This window comes from Corallococcus sp. CA053C, from assembly GCF_003611675.1.
Classification (GTDB): domain Bacteria; phylum Myxococcota; class Myxococcia; order Myxococcales; family Myxococcaceae; genus Corallococcus.
This window is the reverse complement of the sequence record NZ_RAWA01000161.1, coordinates 1-19,768: the sequence shown is the minus strand read 5'-3', so window position 1 is coordinate 19,768 and position 19,768 is coordinate 1. Positions and strand designations below refer to the sequence as shown.

Sequence of the window (19,768 nt, the reverse complement as noted above, 5' to 3'; positions counted from 1 at the left end):
GCCCGGCCGCCCTCCCTCTGACAGCCCCCCTCGATTTGACTCCGGACCGGAGAAGGTTAAATCTCTCTTCAGGAAATGAATCGAGATTCAAAATCTGAGGCCCCCGTCAAACGGCTGCGCTCCCGGCTGAAGGAAGCCACCGCCGACGCCATCTTGTCGGCGGCCGCGGAGGTGTTCGCTCGTGAGGGGCTGCATGCCGCGAAGATGGAGTCCATCGCCGAGCAGGCAGGCGTGTCGGTGGGGACGCTCTACAACCACTTCACCGACCGGGCCGCCCTGCTGGAGGCGCTGCGGGAGAAGCGCCGGCACCTGCTGCTCGCTCGGCTGGACGCCGCCCTGGCGCCGGTGGAGGGCCAGCCTGTTCGCGTGCAGCTGCGGGCCTTCTTGACGGCGCTGTTCGCGCACGTGGCCGAGCGCGACGCCTTCATGCGCGTGCTGATGCAGCTCCCCGACGACTCGGCCCAGAGTCAGAGCAAGAGCCGCATCCGCGCGGAGCTGATCCGGCGCCTGGGCGCCATCCTCGACCGGGGCATCCGCGCTGGCGAACTCCGCGCGGATGGCCGGGCGTTCTACCCGGCCTTGCTGATGGGCATGGTGGGCGGCGCGTTGGACCGCCTGCGCGCGGACGAACACGCGAACCCTCCGGCCCCGGCCTGGGCGGAGGAGATCCTGCGCGTCTTCCTGAAGGGAATCGAGGTCTAGGCGTCATGGCGACATCCGCCGCGGTAACCGGAGCCCTGCCCGAGGTTCGCAAGGCTCCCACGAACAAGTGGCTCGTCACGCTGTCGGTGACGTTCGGCACCCTGATGGGGGCCATCGACTCGTCCATCGTCAACGTGGCGCTGCCGCAGATCCGCGGCGCCGTGGGCGCGACGGTGCAGGAGATCACCTGGGCCACCACGGGCTTCGTCATCGCCACGGTGATGGTGATGCCGCTCACGGGCTTCCTGGGCCGCATGTTCGGCCAGAAGCGCGTGTACCTGGCGTGTCTGGTGCTCTTCGTCGCGGGCTCGTTCCTCTGCGGCTTCGCGTGGAACCTGCCCACCCTGGTGCTCTTCCGCTTCCTGCAGGGCCTGGGCGCGGGCGCGCTCCAACCCACCGAGCAGGCCATCCTCCGCCAGACGTTCCCGCCCAAGGAGCAGGGCACGGCGATGGCCATCTTCGGCATGGCCGTGATGGTGGGCCCCGCCATCGGTCCCACGCTGGGCGGCTACATCGTCGACAACTGGCACTGGTCGTGGATCTTCTTCATCAACGTGCCGGTGGGCATCCTGGGCTTCTTCATGGTGGCCCGCTTCGTCCAGGAGGACGAGGAGCTGCGCACCACCGCGCGCGTGGAGGCCGAACGCCAGCGCAAGCACATGGACTGGTCCGGCATCACGCTGCTCTGCATGGGCCTGGCCACGCTCCAGTACTTCCTGGAGGAGGGTCAGGCGGATGACTGGTTCGAGTCCCCCGTCATCATCGCCTGCGCGCTGTTCGCGGCCACGTGCCTCATCGCGTTCGTCATCCGCGAGCTGACGGCGGTGGCGCCCGCGGTGAACCTGCGCCTGTTCAAGGACCCGGTGTTCGCGTCGGGCACGATGCTCGGCGCGCTGGTGTTCGCGGTCCTCATGGCCAGCATGTTCCTGCTGCCCGTGTTCATGCAGGAGCTGCTGGGCTTCACCGCGACCCAGTCCGGCATGTCGCTGATGCCACGCACGCTGGTGATGATGTTGATGATGCCCATCGTCGGGCGGCTGTACGGCAAGGTGCCGGCGCGCGTGCTGGTGGGCATTGGCATCGTGTTCGCGGGCTTCGGCGCGTTCGAGATGAGCCACTTCTCGCTCGCCACGGGCTCCGGGAACATCATCGCCGCCATCGCGCTGCAGGGCGTGGGCTTCAGCCTGATGTTCGTGCCGCTCAGCGCGACGGCGCTCGCCAACATCCCGCGCGAGCGGATGGCGGACGCCACGGGCCTCAACTCCCTCTTGCGCCAGATTGGCGGCTCCATGGGCCTGGCCATCTTCACCACGCTCCTGTCGCGCTACTCGGTGCAGGCCAAGGCCTCCATCGCGGCGCACCTGAACCCGGAGCGACTGGAGGTCGCGGGCCGCATGGCCGCGATGCAGAAGGGGCTCATGCAGCGCGGCCTGGACTCCGCCGGCGCGCGGATGGCGAGCCTCCAGATGATGGCTGGCAACGTGTCCCGCCAGGCCATGGTGCTCGCCTTCGACAAGCTGTTCGTGCTCGCGGCGCTGATGTTCGTGGTGGTGCTGCCGCTCATCTACTTCCTCAAGGCCGCCCCGGGCGGCGGGGGCTCCCACGAGAAGCCCCACATCGACGTGGAGATCTAGCCCATGGCAACGACGACAACTGCTCCCCAACTGGTCCCCGAAGCGGCCCCCACGGCCGCCGCCACCGCGCAGGCGAAGCGTGGCAAGCGGGGCTTCTTCATCCTCGGCGCCGTGGTTGCTGCCATCGTGCTGCTGCTCGGCGGCTTCAAGCTCTTCACCGCCGGTCAGGAGACCACCGACGACGCGCAGGTGGAGGCGGACGTGGTGCCCCTGTCCGCCCGCGTGTCCGGCCCCGTCGTGAAGGTGCTCGTGGGCGACAACGCCACCGTGCACCAGGGCGACGTGCTCCTGCAGATTGACGCGCGCCCCTACGAGGCCCGCGTGAAGCAGGCCGAGGCGGAGCTGGAGTCCGCGCGCGCCCAGGCGGCGGCGGCGGATGCGCAGGCCACCGTGGCGGCGGCGGGCGCGAAGGGTGGCCTGTCCAGCGCGAAGGCGCTCGTCACCACCAGCACCTCCGCGGTGGGCAGCGCCCAGGCGCAGGTGGCCTCCGCCCGTGCGGCCGTCTCCCGCGCCGAGTCCCAGGCGCGCAAGGCGGCGCTGGACCTGGAGCGGGCGAAGAGCCTGCGCGCGCAGAATGTCGTGGCGCAGAGCGCGCTCGACGACGCGCAGACGACCCATGACTCCGCGCAGGCCGCGCTGGAGGGCGCCCGCGCGCAGCTGACCCTGGCGGAAGAGGGCCGGCGCTCCGCGGAGAGCAAGGTCGCGGAGGCGCGTGGCCAGTTGGACGTGAGCGCCCCCATCGACGAGAAGATCGCCGCAGCCCAGGCCAACGCGTCGCTGGCGCACGCCCGGGTGAAGGGCGCGGAGGCCGCGCTCGACCAGGCGAAGCTCCAACTGGAGGACACGCGCATCGTGGCCCCGGCGGACGGCCAGGTGTCCCGGCTGTCCGTGCACGCGGGGCAGCTGCTCACTCCGGGGCAGGCGGTCGCGGAGCTGGTGCCGCTCAGCACCTACGTGGTGGCCAACTTCAAGGAGACGCAGGTGGGCCACATGCAGCCCGGCCAGCGCGTGGAGGTGGAGCTGGATGCCTTCTCCGGAGAGAAGCTGGAGGGTCAGGTGGAGAGCCTGTCCGGCGGCACCGGCGCGCGCTTCTCGCTGCTGCCTCCCGACAACGCGTCCGGCAACTTCGTGAAGGTGGTGCAGCGCGTGCCCGTGCGCATCACCTGGGTGCACCCGCCCCAGGGGCTAAACCTGCGCGCCGGCCTGTCCGCCGCCGTCACGGTGCACACGAAGTAGTCCGTCCGACGCAGCGCATGAGGCGCACGTGCCAGCGCGGCGTCCAGCGCTGGGCCCTGTTCCGCTCGGGCGAGGTGAGCACCCAGGGCTTCCACGCCCCGGACAACCTCACCCAGGAGCTGTCCGTGGACCTGCCCGCGCCCAAGCTGGGCATGGCCACGCCTCAAGCAGGCCCCGCATCCCCGGGATTTGCCTGACGGCCCACGGGAGTGCCATTCTTCACCTTGAGTGAAGGGAGACTCCATGGGCCGCATGCTGCTGGATGTCGTGGAGGAGCACCTCGACGAGGCTTCCTGGCACTGGCTCCAGCGGGAGCGTGCCTTGTGCGCTCCCGACTTCGACCTGACCGAGACGGCAGGGGTCGAGGAACGGCTCTTGTCCCATGTGGATGGGCTGGTCGAGGCGGGCCCCGACGTGGTGGAGGGCTTCCTCTCGCCCGCGCTGGCTCCCGACGACCCGTGCCGCGCGGCGGTCGCGGCCCTGGCCCTGCTGGAGGGCGGCGAGGCGGGGTGGGCGCTGTTGCTGGAGAAGGGACTCGGCGACCCCGAGCTGCGCCCGCTGCTCCGGGCGCCCCTGTCACTGGCCGCGTGCCCGGCGTTGGACCTGCGCCTGGGCGCGCTTCTTCGTACGGACGTACCGGAGCTCCTGGCCGAGGTGGTGGGGACGCTGTCCGCGCGGGGCGCGCTGTCGTCCGAGGTGGTGGCGCGGCTGCTCCAGCATGAGGATGCGCGCGTGCGCGGCAGTGCGCTCGAAGGGGCGCTGGCCGCGTCCGGGCAGGAGCTCCGGACGACACTGTCCAGGATGCTCAGCGCGAAGTCCTCCGTCCCGGGCGCTTCGTTGATTGAAGCGGGCCTGGTGCATGGCCTGCGCGAGGCCTGGGTCGCTTGTGAGCGCGCGGTCGAAGCCCGGGAGTCCGAGGCGCTGGTCCTGTGGGCGCTCGGTGGTGGTGAGAAGGACGTCGTGCGGCTGGTGGCGCTGCTCGACCTGGAGCCACTCCGAGCGCAGGTGCTCTGGGCGCTGGGCTTCTCGGGGCGGGTCGAGGCCGCCGACGCCTGCCTCGCATGGATGGAGGACCCCCAGATGGCTGCGCTTGCCGGCGAGGCCTTCTGTGCCATCACCGGGCTCCGGCTCGAGGCGGCCTTCATCCTGCCGAGGACCGGGGCTTCCGAGGCGTCCGAGTCCTTCGAGGAGGAAGACCTGGACGCGGACCTGACGCCCCGTCCCGAGGACGACCTGCCCATGCCACGAGGGGGGGCGGTGGCCGCGTGGTGGAAGACGGCTCGTGCGGATTTCGCGCCAGGCCAGCGCTACTTGCGCGGACACCTCATGGACGCGGCCGTGCTGCTGGAGGGCCTGGCCCTGGAGCCCATGCGGCGCCGGCATGTGCTGGCACGAGAGCTGGCGCTGCGCACCCGTGGCGCGTGCCGCGTGCAGACCCGGGCGCGGGTGGGCCAACAGCGCGCCATGCTCCAGCGGGTCGCGTCCTCGCGGGTCCAGGTCCGCTTGCAGTCGCCGCTGGCGCAAGCGCTTGGCTAGGGAGGCAGACGCCCATGCTCCAGGTACAGAATGAGACGCCCTTCGTTTCCGGCCTCTTCATCCTTCCGGATGAAGCGGGGGTGGACACGGTGTACCTGTCGGTGAAGGCGACCTTCCACTTCGGCGCTGGCGCGCTTCAGGTGGCGGAAGTGCAGCCACCGCTGGTGCTCGCCGACACGTACTGGGGCGAGCCTGGGGCCTCCAGCCTGAAGTACGCGAGCGAGGTCCATCTCCTGAAGCCGGGCACGGACGTGGTGCTGGTGGGCGACGCCTTCGCGCCGGGCGGCCGGGCCGTCACGTCCTGTCTCGTCTCGTTGGGCGTGGGCGCGCTGCAACGCACCCTCCAGGTCTTCGGCGCGCGACAGTGGAAGGGCGGGGTGATGTCTCCACGGAGCTCCACGCCCGAGCCCTTCGTGAGGATGCCGCTGCGTTACGAGCACGCATTCGGTGGAACCCATGTGCCGGAGGGCGGAAGGGGCGAGGTGCTGGCCGAACCGAGGAATCCCGTCGGGCGGGGCTTTCGTGGCAAGCGCAGTGCCTCGGAGATGCTGAACCTGCCGCTGCCGAACGTGGAGGATCCGCGTGCCCCCATCCACAGCATCTCGGATGCGCCGGTGCCCATGGGGCTGGGGTACGTCGCGCCTTCGTGGATGCCGCGCAGGGCGATGGCGGGGACCTATGATGAAGCGTGGAAGACCCGGCGCGCGCCCTACCTGCCCCGGGACTTCAAGCCGGACTACTTCCGTGCCGCCAGCCCTGGCTTGAGCGCCGCGGGTTTCCTCGAGGGAGGCGAGCCCGTGGAGCTTCGCAACGTGACGCCGTCCGGCGTGGTGCGCCTGCGGTTGCCCCGGTGCGAGCTCGACGTCACCGCGAGGATCGCGGGCCGCTCGCAGCAGGTCCGGATGCGGCTGGAGACCGTGCTGCTGGAGCCGGGCGAGGAACGGCTGAGCCTCCTGTGGCGGGGGGCGCTCCCTTGCGACAAGCAGGTCCTGAAGGTCGAGGGCGCCCGCTTCCGGGTGAAGTCGCTGGCTGGCGTGAAGGGAGTCGCCTGATGGAGCCCTGGCGCCCGGTGGAGGTGTGCTCGGTGGGGATGGTCACCCCCGTGGGGCTGACAGCCCGCTCCACCGCCGCGGCGATACGCGCAGGGATTGCACGGACCCGGTTGTCGCCCGTGCTGAACAAGCGCTTCAAACCGCTCATCACCTGCTTTCTGGAGGAGGAGCATCTTCCGCCCATCGATGAGCGGCTGTCGGAGTGGGCCTCCCGCTCCTCCATCCATCACCAGCGGCTGTTGAGACTGGCGACAGGCGCGCTCCAGGAGGCCGCCCAGGGACAGTCCTCGCCGCTGCCCCTGCTGCTGGCCCTGCCGGAGCCTCGGGCCGGAGGCATTGCCGCGCCAGACACCGCGTTCCTGGAGGTGTTGGCCATCCAGTCGGGAATTTCCTTGGACGTGCGCCGCAGCCAGGTCTTCCCCCAGGGCCGCGCCGGAGGGCTCCTGCTGCTGCGGGAGGCGCTGCGGTTGCTGGTGGGCCAGCGGATGCCGTTCGTGCTGGTGGGCGGGGTGGACACGTACCTGGACCTGGAGCTGCTGACGGCACTGGATGCGGAGGACCGTTTGCTCGCGGAGGGGCTGTCGGACGGCTTTGCCCCGGGCGAGGGCGCCGCGTTCCTGTGTCTGCGATTGGCGGATACCGGGCGGCGTGAGGGGCCCAGGTCCCTGGCTCGCATCTGCGCGCTGGGGCTGGGACGCGAGGAGGGACATCGCTCCAGCACGAAGCCCTACCGGGGCGAGGGACTGGCCGCGGCCTTCCAGGAAGTCTTCCAGTCGTGGGACGGACAGGGACGCAAGGTCCAGGGCGTCTACGCCGGCTTCAATGGTGAGAACTTCTGGGCCAAGGAGTGGGGCGTCGCCAGCTTGCGGCATGCCCGGCACTTCGCGGAGCCGCTGTGCATCGAGCATCCCATCGAGTGCATGGGCGACCCGGGCGCGGCGCTCGGTCCGATGCTGGTGGCCCTGGCCTCACTGGGGCTGGCGAAGGGGTACCGCGAGGGCGCCTGGCTGGCCTGGTGCTCCTCGGACCGGGAAGAGCGGGGCGCGGTCATCATCGAAGCAATCGCAGTCTAGGAGGCACGCATGGGAACGACAGTCTTCGCCAATGGCCGGGGCATCGCGACAGAGGACAGCGGAGGACAGAGCCTCGTCTTCCCGGACGTCTGCAAGACACCGTCTCCCGCGGGCCCGGTGCCACTGCCGTATCCGAATGTCGGCATGTCCTCGGACACGTGCAAGGGACCGAAGAAGGTCACCATCAACGGGAAGATGCCCATGGTGAAGGGCGCCCAATACAAGAGCACCAGTGGCGACGAGGCGGGGACCGCGGGAGGCGGCGTGGTGAGTGGCTCCACCAGGGGACCGGCGGAGTTCATGCTGTATTCGTTCAACGTGAAGTTCGAAGGGAAGAACGTCTGCCGGCTGGGGGACCCGCTCTTCCACAACAAGAAGAACATCATGGGCTGAACGCGCCACGGCGCTGAAGGGAGGGCTGCGATGGAGACGCTCGAGAAGATCGTCATGGCGATGGCAGAGGAGGTGAAAGCGAAGTGCCCCTTCCAGGAAGACTCGGCCGCCGTGGCGTCGCTGGAAGAGGAGCCCGAGAGCATCGAGGACGATGACCAGGACGCGGTCGTGGAGATGCAGGCCAACAACGGTGGCGTCCTGGGCGACAACCTGGCCAACGCTTCCCCGGGCAAGGCGGGTACGGTGGGGGGGCCATGTCCTCCTCCTGAGATGAAGAAGGAAAGGCAGGAGGACACCGACCGCACCGGCGTCATGGTGTATGTGCCGGGAGCGGATGGTGTGGAGGACCAGGGGCTGCCGTTCACGGTGGCGGCGCACCACGTGATTCCTGGCAATGCCGCGCTGAAGAGAAGCCAGTTGTATGACTTCATGAGGAAGGGCGGAACGGTCCAGTCCGAAGGTGGCTCGTCGTGGACCATCTCCGCGCATGTGGGCTACAACATCAACGGGTGCCACAACGGCGTATGGCTGCCTGGCAGCTATGCCATCCGGGCGGGTAAGACGGAGATGAAGGAAACGTGGTCGGCGCTCCGGGTCTCCAACCCCAAATGGTGTGTCAACTACGCGGCCTCCGTGGTCAAGGTCGCGGGCGGGCAGTTCCATGACACGCACACCTTCTACAGCTGGAAGCTGCGGGCGATGCTGGACAAGCTCGCGCTGATATTTTTCTCCCATCTCGATGATTGCAAAGAGTGCCAGGAAAAGAAGGAATTGCCGCCTCCCTATCTCATCAAAGACAGGCTGTACGCCATCTCCGCCCACCTGAAGCCGATACTCCAGGGTCATCCAAATGCCTGGAAGAATCCCTGGTTCGCGAGTGATAAATTGCGGGATGAGATCTTCTCTGGCTCCAAGGTCTCCACGGATTTCATGGATGCCTATGCTGCTGCGCACAAGTATCTGAAGCGTGGCGCGGAAGATGACCACGCGCCCGCGTGAAGAAGAGGGGAACACTTCGTGTACTACGTCATGTCGTGCGAAGGCCCGGTACCCATTGCCGATATAGATGAGGCACCGAGGTTGCCGGGTGGGCCCTGGTTCAGGGGGGCTCGAATCCGTATCCATGTGCCCCAGCCGCTCCAGTACACCTTGAGCTCCACGTACCGTGGCGCTCCGATGGCCTTCTACGGCCCCGGCGTTCCCCTCATCCGGAACGACCTGGTGGGCGCGCTGCGAGAAGCGGGCGTGGACAACTTCGAGCTCTTCGACGCGGTGCTCAAGGACCCCGTCACCGGGCAGGAGCGCCACGACTACAAGGCCTTCAACGTGCTGGGACTCGTGGCCGCGGCCGACATGGACAAGTCCCAGCGAGCCCCCATCAACCTGGAGTCGGAGATGATTGACGTCTTCTTCGACAGCCTCGTCATCGACGCTTCGAAGACGCAGGGGCTGCTCATGTTCCGACTGGCCCAGAGCGTGGATGCCATCATCGTCCATGAGCGGGTGAAGCAGGCCGTCGAGAAGCAGGGCGTTCCAGGCATGGTCTTCTACAAACCGGAGGACTGGTCTGGCTGAGGGCTCGGACTCCGGCGCCGCGTCCCTACGAGGGGCGCGGCGCTTCTTCATGGCCTCACAGTTCGACGGACATCTCCACGTCCGCGCGCGAGTACCCGGTCTCTTCCGCCAACTCCGGGCCGCTGCGCGTGATGACGAAGCCGTGCTTGCGGTACAGCCCCAGCGCCGGCCCCAGTGCGCTGTTCGTCACCAAGTACATCCGCCGGGCGCCGCGCTCCCGGGCCGTGGCCAGCGCGGCGCGCATCAACGCGTCGCCCAGGTCCCGGCCCCGCGCCTCCGGGGCCACCGCCATCTTGCACAGTTCGTACGTGTCGCCGTCCGCGCGGCGCAGCGCGCACGTCCCCAGCACCCGGCCGTCCACGAGCGCGAAGAACACCTCGCCGCCCGGGGCGACGAACATCCCGTGCGGGTCGCGGAACGAGTCCAGGTCCGAGCCCTCGATGCGGAAGTCTTTCTCGATCCAGTAGCGATTGAGCCGCTCGAAGTCCTCGCGGAACGCCTCCCGGTACGTGACGACCTCCACGGTGGACGGGGCAGGGGACATGGGGCTCACGCGGTGGTGGTGGAGACCGCGGGCTTCTTGCGCAGGAAGAGCGCGAAGATGAGCACCACCAGGGTGATGCCCGCGAAGGTGATGAGGCCGTCCGCCGCGATGCTCGCGCGCGTGCCGATGCCCCGGAACTCCGACGCGTGGCCGTCCAGCGCGGTGGTGTAGCTGATGGCGAAGTTGGAGGCCGCGACGAAGAGCGAGTACTTCGTCGTCACCGCCGCGCCCTCGCTCACCATCTCCAGCACCATGCCCGCGAAGGCCGCGAAGCCCGCGCCGTTCGCGATGCTGTACGCGAGCGTGCCCCAGATGTACGTGGTCGTCGTCATCGGCGCCGCCGCCATCGCGAAGGCGCACAGCCCCGTGGCCCCGCCCATCAGCACGTACGCGAGCTTGCGGTTCATCCGGTCCGACACCCAGCCGCCCATGAGCGAACCCAGCGCCCCGCCCAGGCCCATGCCCAGGCCGTTCACCAACTCGACCGTGTGCTCCGGCACCTGGTACGCGCCCGCCATCGCGCTGAACAGGTTGCTGAGCGCCCCGCAGGCCACCGGCGCCAGACACAGCACCAGCATGATGATGCCGTCGCGGCTGAACGCCGTCTTCGCCAGGTCCACCACGATGCCCTTCACCCGCGCCCACGCCGCCTGGAGCAGGGGGCCGGTGGCGGCCGTGGACGGATCATTCCTCTCGGTGATCCAGAAGATGCCCGCGCCGCTCGCCAGCACCAGCGTGGACAACACGATGCCCGCCACCGGCCGCGAGTACCGGCTCGCGAGGAAGATGGCCAACGCGCCCATCAGGCTCGTGGCGCCCACGTTGCCCGCCATCTGCCAGCCGCCCGTACGCCCCTTGTCGGAGGGCTTCGACGTCGTGGCCATCAGCCCGTTGAGCGCCGCGTGCGCCGTGGTCGCCGCCGCCTGCAACGCGGTCAGCAGCAGCGTGAAGACGCCCAGGTGCTGCGCGGGCTCCGGGAACAGCGCGCACGCGAGGATGAGCAGCGCCGTGAGGAGCGTGCTCACGCCGTACCAGACGCGGCGCCACGGCCCCAGGTCGATGAGCGGCACCCACAACAGCTTCCACGCATGCGGCGAGAAGGCCGTCCCCGACAGCACGCCAATCTCCGCCAACGGCATCCCGTCCTTCGCCAGCCAGTACGGCACCGCCGTCTGCAGGTAGCCCACGGCGGCGCCGAACTGCACCTCCAGCAGGCCGAACAGGGGAGGCCAGGACCAACGCTCTTCGGCGACCGGCGCCGTGGCCGGGAAGGCCGTCTCGGGTTCAATCAAGGGCAACGCTCGGAGGTGGGAACGACGGAGGGTGGGATTCTAGACACGTCTCCCGTTCGGCAAAATGCGACGCGATGCGCCATGCCCTGGGCGCACCTGGTGGGAGGTCCGGCAAACACGGGCGGTCCTGGTTCACCGGAGAGGGCGGGATTAGCTTGCCGCCGCTTCCTCCCCCAACCCGAGGTCCCGATGACGATGAAGACCCGCCTCCTGGCCGCGTCCATGGCCAGCCTTTTCGCCGCCGCGCCCGCCGTGGCCAAGCCGCTGGATGGCGCCAGCACCGACGTGATGATCCAGGGCTTCCATTGGAACTCGGCCAGCGCGGGCGGGTGGTGGAACACGGTGAAGAACAACGCGGCCACGCTGAAGTCCGCGGGCTTCACGATGGTGTGGCTGCCGCCGCCGTCGGACGCGGCCTCCATCCAGGGCTACCTGCCCCGGCAGCTCAACGTGCTCAACTCCAGCTACGGCACGGAGGCGGAGCTCACCGCCGCGCTGGCCGCCCTCAACGCGCAGGGCGTGAAGCCCATCGCGGACATCGTGGTGAACCACCGCGTGGGCACCGCCAACTGGGCGGACTTCACCAACCCCACCTGGGGCGGCTGCAACACGGTGGCGACGGGCGACGAGTGGACCACCGCCTGCGGCAACCCCGACAGCGGTGAGGGCTACGCCGCCGCCCGCGACCTGGACCACTCGCAGGCCATCGTGCGCGCGGACCTGAAGACGTGGATGAACAGCCGGCTGAAGGGCGTGGGCTTCGCGGGCTGGCGCTTCGACTTCGTGAAGGGCTTCGACGGCGCGTACGTGAAGGAGTACGTCACGGACACCGCGCCCTGGTTCTGCGTGGGCGAGTTCTGGCCCACGAACTACTTCGACGCGAACAACCCCGGCAACTGGCGCCAGCAGATCATCAACTGGGTGGACCGCACCACGGGCACCTGCGCCGCCTTCGACTTCGCGACGAAGGGCCTGCTCAACGACGCGCTCACCAACAACAACTACGCGCGCCTCAAGGCGGCGGACGGCAAGCCCGCGGGCACCATCGGCGCGTGGCCCAGCCGCTCCGTGACGTTCGTGGACAACCACGACACCGGCCCCAGCGAGTCGTGCGGCAACGGGCAGAACCACTGGCCGGTGCCGTGCGCCAAGGTGATGCAGGGCTACGCCTACATCCTCACGCACCCGGGCATCCCCACCGTCTACTGGCCGCACTACTTCAACTGGGGCCTGGGCTCCTCCATCCAGGCGCTGATGGCCGTGCGCAAGAGCGCGGGCCTCCACTCCGACTCCACCGTCAGCATCCAGCGCGCGGAGGCGGGCCTGTACGCCGCCATCATCGGCGGCAAGGTGGCGGTGAAGATTGGCGCCACGGCCTGGAGCCCCGGCACGGGCTGGACGCAGGCCGCCTCCGGCACCGACTACACCGTGTGGACCTCCGGCGGCACCCAGCCGACCACCGCCAACGTGGAGTTCGTGTGCAACAACGGCACGACGGTGATGGGCCAGAACGTCTACGTGACGGGCAGCATCGCGGAGCTGTCCACCTGGAGCGGCACGGCGACGAACAAGATCCTCAGCCCCACCGCGTACCCCACCTGGCGCGGCACCTACGCCCTGCCCGCCAGCACCACCCTCGAATGGAAGTGCGTGAAGCGTGACGGTGCCGGCAACGTCGTCTGGCAGGGCGGCGGCAACAACGTCGTCACCACGCCCGCGGCCGGCGGCAGCATCACCACCACCGCCAGCTTCTGAGACGATGCGACAGGCGCCTCGGTTGAATGACAAATCCGGGGTGCCTGTCCCCGCTTGTGTTTCATCTGTTGCTTGAGTTCCCAGCTTCAAGCTGGCACAGGGTCCGCCACACCCCCTGGGCGGTGGCGGGCCACACCCTGGGGTGTCGTCGGCCTCCGTCCTCCTGATTGAAGGCGGAAGCGATGATGCGTCGGACGACTGTGCGGAGTGCCGTGCTGTGGCTGTCGGCGGTGGGCCTGCTGGGCGCGTGTGGTGGTGTGCCGGAGCAGGGCGAGGACACGCTCACGACGGAGGCGCAGGCCCTCATCGCGGCGCCGCCCCTGCCGCTGGGCTCCTTCACCACCTACGCAAGCCCGCTCGCGGTGGGCGGCGCGGTGCAGGCGTCGGCGGGCCTGACGCCGGGCTATGACGGCTACAAGCTCACGGTCGCGGCGCACACGCAGGTGCAGCTGGAGGTGACGCACCTGGGCAGCTCCATGGGCCTGGACACCGGCCTGTTCGTGTACGGCCCCAAGGACTCCAGCGGCAGCTACGGCAACCAGGTGCTGTTCCAGGACGACGACTCCGGCTACGGCGAGCTGAGCAAGGTGTCCCTGGCCACGCTGGACAAGGCAGGCGAGTACCTGGCGGTGGTGGGCTGGAACAACGCGGCGGGCAAGCAGTACCGCCTGCAGGCGTCGTGCGTGGGCGGCGCGTGCGTGCCCAACCCGCAGCCGGCGTCCGCGAGCCAGGGCCTGACGCTGGTGGAGGCGGCGGTGGACGCGGGCCTCCAGGCCACGCTCGCCAACGCGAACACCTACCGCGAGGACATGTTCTCCTACCTGCGCAAGTTCGACTTCGCGTGGCCGTACAGCACGTTCTCCACGGTGGACGCGGCCGCCGCCGCGGTGCTGTCCCGCACGGAGTACGCCGGCTACCGCACGGACCTCGCGCCGCAGACCTTCGCGTACGCGGATCTCCAGGCGCGCATGTACTGGCAGTTCCAGCCGCTGCACCCGGCCCTCCTCGCGACCTACGCCGACAGCGGCGAGCCCGTGCAGGTGAAGAGCTACTACCGCTTCTTCCAGACGGGCCCCAACGGCGACAACTGGCGCACGCTCAACGTCATCTTCTTCCCGCGCTCCTTCCACGTCATCGTGTACGAGCAGACCGGCCACGAGATCTAGAGCGCGGGCTCCCCGGGCTTCGACGCTGAAAACACCACCGCCCTCCTCTTCACGTCGGGAAGGGGAGGGCGGTCTGTTTTTTCAGCGGTGCTTTTTCGCGTCAGCTCACGGGGAGTGGGCGGGGACGACGGGCTCGCCCGGGGCTTCCGTGTCGCTGGAGCGCTTCGCATCCCCGCGCAGCTTCTGCATCAGCACGTAGAGGCCGGGGATGAAGATGAGGTTGACGATGGTGGACACCAGCATGCCGCCGAACACCGCGGTGCCCAGCGAGTTGCGTGCCGCCGCGCCCGCGCCCGACGCCGTCATCAGCGGCACGACGCCCAGGAGGAACGCGATGGACGTCATCAGGATGGGCCGCAGCCGCACCTCCGCCGCCGTCACCACGGCCTCCAGCGCGCCCTTGCCCTGCTCGCGCAGCTGCTCCGCGAACTCCACGATGAGGATGGCGTTCTTGGACGACAGGCCCACCAGCATCACCAGCCCCACCTGACAGAACACGTCGTTGGCGAAGCCGCGCGCCACCTGCAACCCGAGCGCGCCCATGATGGCCAGGGGCACCGACAGGATGATGACGAACGGGAGGCTGAAGCTCTCGTACTGCGCCGCCAGCACCAGGAACACGAACAGGATGCCCAGGCCGAAGATGATCATCGTCTGCCCGCCGGACTCCTTCTGCTCCAGGCTGATGCCCGTCCATTCAGACGCCATGCCCTGCGGCAGCACCTGGTTGGCCACGCCCTCCATCGCCTCCAGCGCCTGGCCGGACGACACGCCGGGGGCGCCCTGGCCGTTGATCTCCACGGAGCGGAACAGGTTGTAGTGCTTGATGACCTGCGCGGAGACGATGGGTGTCACCTTCACCAGCGACTCCAGCGGAATCATGTCCCCGGTGTCGGTGCGCGCGTAGAACGAGCCGATGTCCTGGGGGCTGTCGCGGAACTGCTGCTCGGCCTGGACATAGACGCGGTAGGTGCGGCTGGCGTAGTTGAAGTCGTTGACGTACTGGCTGCCCATGTAGAGCTGCATCACGCCGAAGATCTGCTCAATCGGCACGCCCAGCGCCTTGGCCTTCTGGCGGTCCACCTCCACGTCGAGGATGGGGGTGTTGGCGTTGAACGGGGTGAAGACGCCTCGCAGGCGGCCCTCCTCGTTGCCCTTGCCCACCATCTCCTGGGTGGCGTTGGCCAGCTCCTCCAGCGAGTGGCTGCCGGCGACGTCCTCCACGATGAACTGGAAGCCACCCACGCTGCCCACGCCTCGGATGGCCGGGGGCTGGAAGGGGAGGACGCGCGCGCTGCCAATCTTGCCCAGCGGCCCGCGCAGCCGCTCCACCAGCGCGGCCACCGACTGGGTCTTTTCCTTGCGCTCCTCCCACGGCTTCAGCGCCGTGAACACCGTGGCGTAGTTGGACCCGTTGCCGCTGGGGGAGAAGCCGCCAATGGCGAACATTACGTTCACCTCCGGCTGGGCCTTGAGCACGGCCTCCACCTCCTGGAGCACCTTCTCCGTCTGGGCGAGCGACATGCCCTCCGGGCCCTGCACGGAGATGATGACGTAGCCCTGGTCCTCATCCGGGATGAAGCCCGTGGGCGCCGCGCGGAAGAGCATCACCGTGGCGCCGATGCAGAGCAGGAAGGCCACCAGCACCAGCAGCGGGTGGTTGAGCAGCTTGCGCAGGCCCCGGCCGTAGGTGTCGCGCGTCCAGTCCAGCACCTGGTCCACCTTGCGGAAGAAGATCCACTTGGGGCCGTGGTGGTGCTTGAGCAGCCGCGCGGACAGCGCGGGCGTCAGCGTCAGCGCGCAGAAGGTGGACAGCGCCACCGACGCGGCGATGGTGAGCGCGAACTGGCGGTAGATGGAGCCCGTGGTGCCCGGGAAGAGGGCCACCGGGATGAACACCGCCACCAGCACCACGGAGATGGCCACGACGGCGCCGGCCACTTCCTTCATGCCCTCGCGCGCCGCCTGGAGCGGGGTGAGTCCGCGCTCCGCCATCAGGCGCTCGATGTTCTCGATGACGACGATGGCGTCGTCGACGACGAGGCCCGTGGCCAGGGTGAGGCCGAACAGGGTGAGCGTGTTGATGGAGAAGCCCATCAGGTACACGAACGCGAACGTGCCCACGAGCGACACCGGCAGCGTGAGCGCGGTGATGAGCACGCTTCGCCACCCGTGCAGGAACAGGAAGATGACGAGGATGACGAGCGCGATGGCTTCCAGCAGCGTGTGCACCACCTCGTTGACGGACGCGCGCACCGCGAGCGTCGTATCCGTGCCGGTGCGGTACTCCAGGCCCGGCGGGAACGCCTGCGCCAGCCGGTCCAGCTCCTTGACGACGCCGTCGCGCACGTCCAGCGCGTTGGCGGTGGGCAGCTGGAAGATGGCCAGGCCCACGCCGGTGCGGCCGTTGAAGCGCAGCAGGGTGGCGTAGTTCTCCGCGCCCAGCTCCACGCGGCCCACGTCCTTCACGGTGACGGCGCGGCCGTCCGTGTTGCGCAGGAGCACGATGTCGCCGAACTCCTCCGGCTCAATCAGGCGGCCCCGGGCGCGCACGGCGATCTGGTACGGCTGCTCGTCGCTGGAGGGCGGCTGGCCCACCTGGCCCGCGGCCACCTGGAGGTTCTGCTCCTGGAGGGCGCGCACCACGTCCTGCGGCGTGAGCTGGCGGCGCGCCAGCTCCGACGGGTCCAACCACAGGCGCATGGAGAACTTGCGCTCGCCGAAGATGCGGACTTCACCCACGCCCTTCACGCGCTTGATGGCGTCCTTGAGGTTCACGTCCGCGTAGTTGGAGAGGAACTTCGCGTCGTAGCGGTTGTCCGGGCTGGACAGGCCCACCGTCAGCAGCATCTGGCTGGAGGCCTTGTTGACGACGATGCCCGTCTGGTTCACCTGCGCGGGCAGGCGCGCGGCGGCGCGGCTGACGCGGTTCTGCACGTCCACGGCCGCGACCTCGATGTTGCGCGTAGGCGCGAAGGTGACGGTGATGACGCTGGTGCCGTCATTGCTGCTGGTGGAGGTGATGTAGCGCATGTCCTCCACGCCGTTGAGCTCCTGCTCCAACGGGATGGTGACGGCGGACTCCACCACCTCGGCGCTCGCGCCGACGTAGGTGCTGGTGACAGTCACCTGGGGCGGCGCGAGGTCCGGGTACTGCGCGATGGGGAGCGTGGGGATGGCGATGAGCCCCACCAGCGTCAGGATGATGGAGCAGACGATGGCGAAGACGGGCCTGCGGATGAAGAAGTCGACGAACACGGGGTGACGCCCTCTCTGGAATCGCCTAGCGGCTGCCGCCGGTGGTGCTGCCCACCGCGGTCCGGGGCGCCATGGCGCGGGTGGGGACCTCTTCCGCGCGTGCCGCGTCCGGTGACTGCCCGGGCTCGTTGTTCAGGAACACCTGCTTCGGAATCACGGCCATGCCGTCCTTCAGCATGTGCAGCGACGACACCGCGACGAGGTCGCCCTGCTTCAGGCCGCCCTCCACCACGTAGGCCATGTCGCCCAGCGCGCCCAGCGTCACCGGGCGACGCTCCACCACGCTCTTGCCGTCCTTCTTCTCCACCACCATCGCGAAGGGCTGCCCGCTCTGGCGCACCACCGCGAGCGCCGGAATCTGGAGCGCGTCCCGCGTGGAGTACACCAGCCGCGCCCGCAGCAGCTCACTGGGGCGCAGGCCCACCGTGTTGCGGAAGGCGGCCTTCACCTCCACCAGCTGCGTGCGCGGGTCCGTCTGCGGCGCCACGTAGAAGACGGTGCTGCTGAGGATGAGCTTGCCCTGCCGATCCAACAGCTCCAGCGCGGTGTCGGGCTTGAGCGACCGGGCGCGGAAGGCCGGCACCGACACGCTGACCTCCAGCGCGTCCGCCTGGGCCACGGTGGTGAGCGTCGTGGTGGCCCCCACGAAGTCACCCACGCGCACCAGCACGTCGCCCATGGTGCCCGCGAAGGGCGCGCGCACCAGGTTGAACTGCAGCTGCACCTGGCGCTGGACCACCGTCGCGCCGGCAGCTCGCGTCGCGGCCTCCGCGGCCTTCACGTCCGCCTGCGCGCGCTCCAGCTCCTGCACGCTCGCGAGCCCTTCCTTGTTCAGGGACTCCGTGCGCGCCAGGGTGCGCCGCGCCAGCTCCAGGTTCACCGTGGAGGAGCTCTGCTGGGCCTGGGCGCTGTCCAGCGCCGCGGTCTCCTCGCGCGCGTCCACCTCCACCAGCGGCGTGCCGGCCTCCACCTTCTGGCCGGGCTTCACGAGAATCTTCCGCACGTAGCCGGCCACCTGCGGCACCACCGTGACGCTCTGCCGCGACAGCAGCGACCCCAGGTACTCCCCGGTGTCCCGCACCTCGTGTGGCGCCAGCGCCACCACCTGCACCTCGCGCGGCGGAGGCGCGGACTTCGCCTCCACCTTGCCCGAACAACCGGCCGCGCCGGCCACCAGGGCCGCGCCCCACAACGTCTTCGTCAGCAGCGCCTTCAGGGGGCGCACCCTCGTCACCAGTCGCACCGGGCCTCCGTGAGGAACGCGCCCAGGCGGGCCTGGACGAGCTCGAATTCCCTCAAAACCACCGCGAGCTGCGCCTGGCGGAGGGCTGCTCCGCTCTGCACCAGCTCCAAACTCCCACCTCGTCCCACCTCGAAAGCCCGCCGCGTGAGCCGGTCGGTCCGGTCCGCGAGCTCGAGGGACTCCGCTGCGGTCTTCAACAGGGCCTCGGCCACTTCCACTCCACGCCGGGCGCGAGAAACCTCCACGCTGACGTTGCGGCGGGTGGCCTCCAGGAACTGGGCATTCTGCTCCTCGATGCCCGCGCGCTCGCGCACCAGCCCGGAGCGGGCGCCACCCTCCCAGAGGGGGACGGACAGCACGGCGGACACGTTCCAGGTGGCGAAGCGGCCGAAGCCGGGGTCGGTGGTGAAGCCGAAGAGGGTGCTGCTCAGGCCCAGGGTGGGCAGGTATCCCGCGGACGCCTGGCGCCGGCTCTCCCGGGCCGCCTCCACGTTGGCCCGGGCGGCGACGAGGTCCGCGCGCTCACCCAGCTCCTGCACGGGCGCGCAGTCCCGCCGCGTCTGCTCCACCAGCCCCGTGAGGTTGAAGTCCGGGGTGACGCCCACGCCGTGGTCGGTGCCCAGCGACAGGCCCAGCGACTCGCGCGTCCGGCGCAGCTGTTCGTCCCCGGCCACCAGCGAAGTCCGGGCCAGCGCCACGTCCTGGTTCACCCGCACCACGTCCAATTGCGTGCCGGCGCCCAATTCGAACGAGCGCTGGGTGAGGGCGGCGCGCTCCAGCGCCTGACGCAGGCCCACGCGGTTGATCTCCGCGGCGCGTTCGGCGGCGACGGTGGCCACCAGCACGTTGGCCAGCCCCTGCGTGAGGCGGCGCTGCGTGTCCTGGAGGTTGGCGATGGACGCGGACTCCGTCGCCTTCGCCGACGACAGGCCCCGCCACGCGCTCACGTCCACCAGCGACTGGGTGAGGGTCGCGGCCAGCGTGCCCAGGGGCGCGCTGGGGACACTGGCCCCGGGGGCCGCCGTCCCGCCGCCGGCCACCGCGCCACCGCCCGCGGCGGAAGGGGTGTCCGGGTGCAGCACGTCCACGCCCAGCCCCGCGGAGGCCCGCGCGTTGGGCAGCAGCACCGACAGCGACTGGCGCCAGCGGCCCTGCGCCCGCGTCACGCCCGCTTCGGCGTTGCGCAGGTCCGTGGAGCGCTGGCGCACCAGCGTGAGCGCTTCGTCCCACGTCTTCACCTGCTCCGCCGCGGGTGGGACGGGGGTGAGCATCGGGTCGTCCACCTTCGGCTGGAAGGGGACGGGCGCGG

Annotated in this window: 17 protein-coding genes; 12 read left to right on the top strand and 5 right to left on the bottom strand. The window is 69.5% G+C overall.

Annotated elements, in window-relative coordinates:
* The first annotated feature begins 75 nt into the window (after window positions 1–75).
* The 10 genes from D7V97_RS21415 to D7V97_RS21370 all read left to right on the top strand — a co-directional run bounded on the left by D7V97_RS21415 (window position 76) and on the right by D7V97_RS21370 (window position 9,201).
* Complete coding sequence (locus D7V97_RS21415; RefSeq protein ID WP_120612510.1) at window positions 76–702, top strand: TetR/AcrR family transcriptional regulator; 627 nt, start codon at window positions 76–78, stop codon at window positions 700–702.
* A gap of 5 nt (window positions 703–707) precedes the next feature.
* Window positions 708–2,336 carry a DHA2 family efflux MFS transporter permease subunit gene (locus D7V97_RS21410; protein WP_120612509.1) on the top strand — a complete coding sequence of 543 codons (1,629 nt, stop codon included), beginning with the start codon at window positions 708–710 and terminating at the stop codon, window positions 2,334–2,336.
* Between the two features lie 3 nt (window positions 2,337–2,339).
* A complete protein-coding gene (locus tag D7V97_RS21405) occupies window positions 2,340–3,572 on the top strand; it encodes an HlyD family secretion protein (RefSeq protein ID WP_120612508.1) in 1,233 nt (410 codons plus the stop codon).
* Window positions 3,573–3,589: 17 nt separating this feature from the next.
* Entirely contained in the window at window positions 3,590–3,769 is a 180-nt protein-coding gene (locus D7V97_RS21400; RefSeq protein ID WP_120612507.1) for a hypothetical protein, read from the top strand.
* A gap of 46 nt (window positions 3,770–3,815) precedes the next feature.
* Complete coding sequence (locus D7V97_RS21395) at window positions 3,816–5,108, top strand: TIGR02270 family protein (RefSeq protein ID WP_120612506.1); 1,293 nt, start codon at window positions 3,816–3,818, stop codon at window positions 5,106–5,108.
* A gap of 14 nt (window positions 5,109–5,122) precedes the next feature.
* Window positions 5,123–6,160 (top strand): DUF2169 domain-containing protein, encoded by a 1,038-nt coding sequence (locus D7V97_RS21390; RefSeq protein WP_120612505.1) that lies wholly within the window; start codon window positions 5,123–5,125, stop codon window positions 6,158–6,160.
* Window positions 6,160–7,233 (top strand): hypothetical protein, encoded by a 1,074-nt coding sequence (locus tag D7V97_RS21385; protein WP_233583040.1) that lies wholly within the window; start codon window positions 6,160–6,162, stop codon window positions 7,231–7,233. Before D7V97_RS21390 ends, D7V97_RS21385 begins: the two co-directional genes overlap by 1 nt.
* Before the next feature lie 9 nt (window positions 7,234–7,242).
* Window positions 7,243–7,626: a DUF4150 domain-containing protein gene (locus D7V97_RS21380; RefSeq protein ID WP_120612504.1), complete on the top strand. Its 384-nt coding sequence runs from the start codon at window positions 7,243–7,245 to the stop codon at window positions 7,624–7,626.
* 30 nt (window positions 7,627–7,656) lie between these two features.
* A complete protein-coding gene (locus tag D7V97_RS21375; protein ID WP_120612503.1) occupies window positions 7,657–8,625 on the top strand; it encodes an AHH domain-containing protein in 969 nt (322 codons plus the stop codon).
* A 126-nt stretch (window positions 8,626–8,751) separates the two neighbouring features.
* Window positions 8,752–9,201, top strand: coding sequence for a DUF1629 domain-containing protein (locus tag D7V97_RS21370; protein ID WP_120612502.1), 450 nt, complete (start codon window positions 8,752–8,754; stop codon window positions 9,199–9,201).
* A 55-nt stretch (window positions 9,202–9,256) separates the two neighbouring features.
* On the opposite strand, the gene D7V97_RS21365 is transcribed toward D7V97_RS21370, so the two are convergent.
* The gene (locus D7V97_RS21365) at window positions 9,257–9,745 is read right to left on the bottom strand and encodes a GNAT family N-acetyltransferase (RefSeq protein WP_120612501.1); all 489 of its coding nucleotides are present in this window, start codon (window positions 9,743–9,745) and stop codon (window positions 9,257–9,259) included.
* Window positions 9,746–9,750: 5 nt separating this feature from the next.
* Window positions 9,751–11,037, bottom strand: a complete 1,287-nt coding sequence (locus D7V97_RS21360; RefSeq protein WP_120612513.1) for an MFS transporter — start codon at window positions 11,035–11,037, stop codon at window positions 9,751–9,753.
* A 195-nt stretch (window positions 11,038–11,232) separates the two neighbouring features.
* Between D7V97_RS21360 and D7V97_RS21355 the strand changes: the two genes are divergently transcribed.
* Together D7V97_RS21355 and D7V97_RS21350 are read left to right on the top strand one after the other, a co-directional pair.
* On the top strand, window positions 11,233–12,792 hold the full coding sequence (locus D7V97_RS21355; protein ID WP_233583039.1) for a glucan 1,4-alpha-maltotetraohydrolase domain-containing protein: 1,560 nt from the start codon (window positions 11,233–11,235) through the stop codon (window positions 12,790–12,792).
* A gap of 185 nt (window positions 12,793–12,977) precedes the next feature.
* Window positions 12,978–13,958: a hypothetical protein gene (locus tag D7V97_RS21350; protein WP_120612512.1), complete on the top strand. Its 981-nt coding sequence runs from the start codon at window positions 12,978–12,980 to the stop codon at window positions 13,956–13,958.
* Window positions 13,959–14,063: 105 nt separating this feature from the next.
* Here D7V97_RS21350 and D7V97_RS21345 read toward each other — a convergent pair whose 3' ends face one another.
* The 3 genes from D7V97_RS21345 to D7V97_RS21335 form a co-directional block, all read right to left on the bottom strand.
* The gene (locus D7V97_RS21345; RefSeq protein ID WP_120612499.1) at window positions 14,064–17,216 is read right to left on the bottom strand and encodes an efflux RND transporter permease subunit; all 3,153 of its coding nucleotides are present in this window, start codon (window positions 17,214–17,216) and stop codon (window positions 14,064–14,066) included.
* Window positions 17,217–17,241: 25 nt separating this feature from the next.
* Window positions 17,242–18,441: an efflux RND transporter periplasmic adaptor subunit gene (locus tag D7V97_RS21340; RefSeq protein WP_233583038.1), complete on the bottom strand. Its 1,200-nt coding sequence runs from the start codon at window positions 18,439–18,441 to the stop codon at window positions 17,242–17,244.
* A 5-nt stretch (window positions 18,442–18,446) separates the two neighbouring features.
* On the bottom strand, window positions 18,447–19,768 hold a 1,322-nt coding region (locus D7V97_RS21335), incomplete at its 5' end, for a TolC family protein (protein ID WP_233583037.1).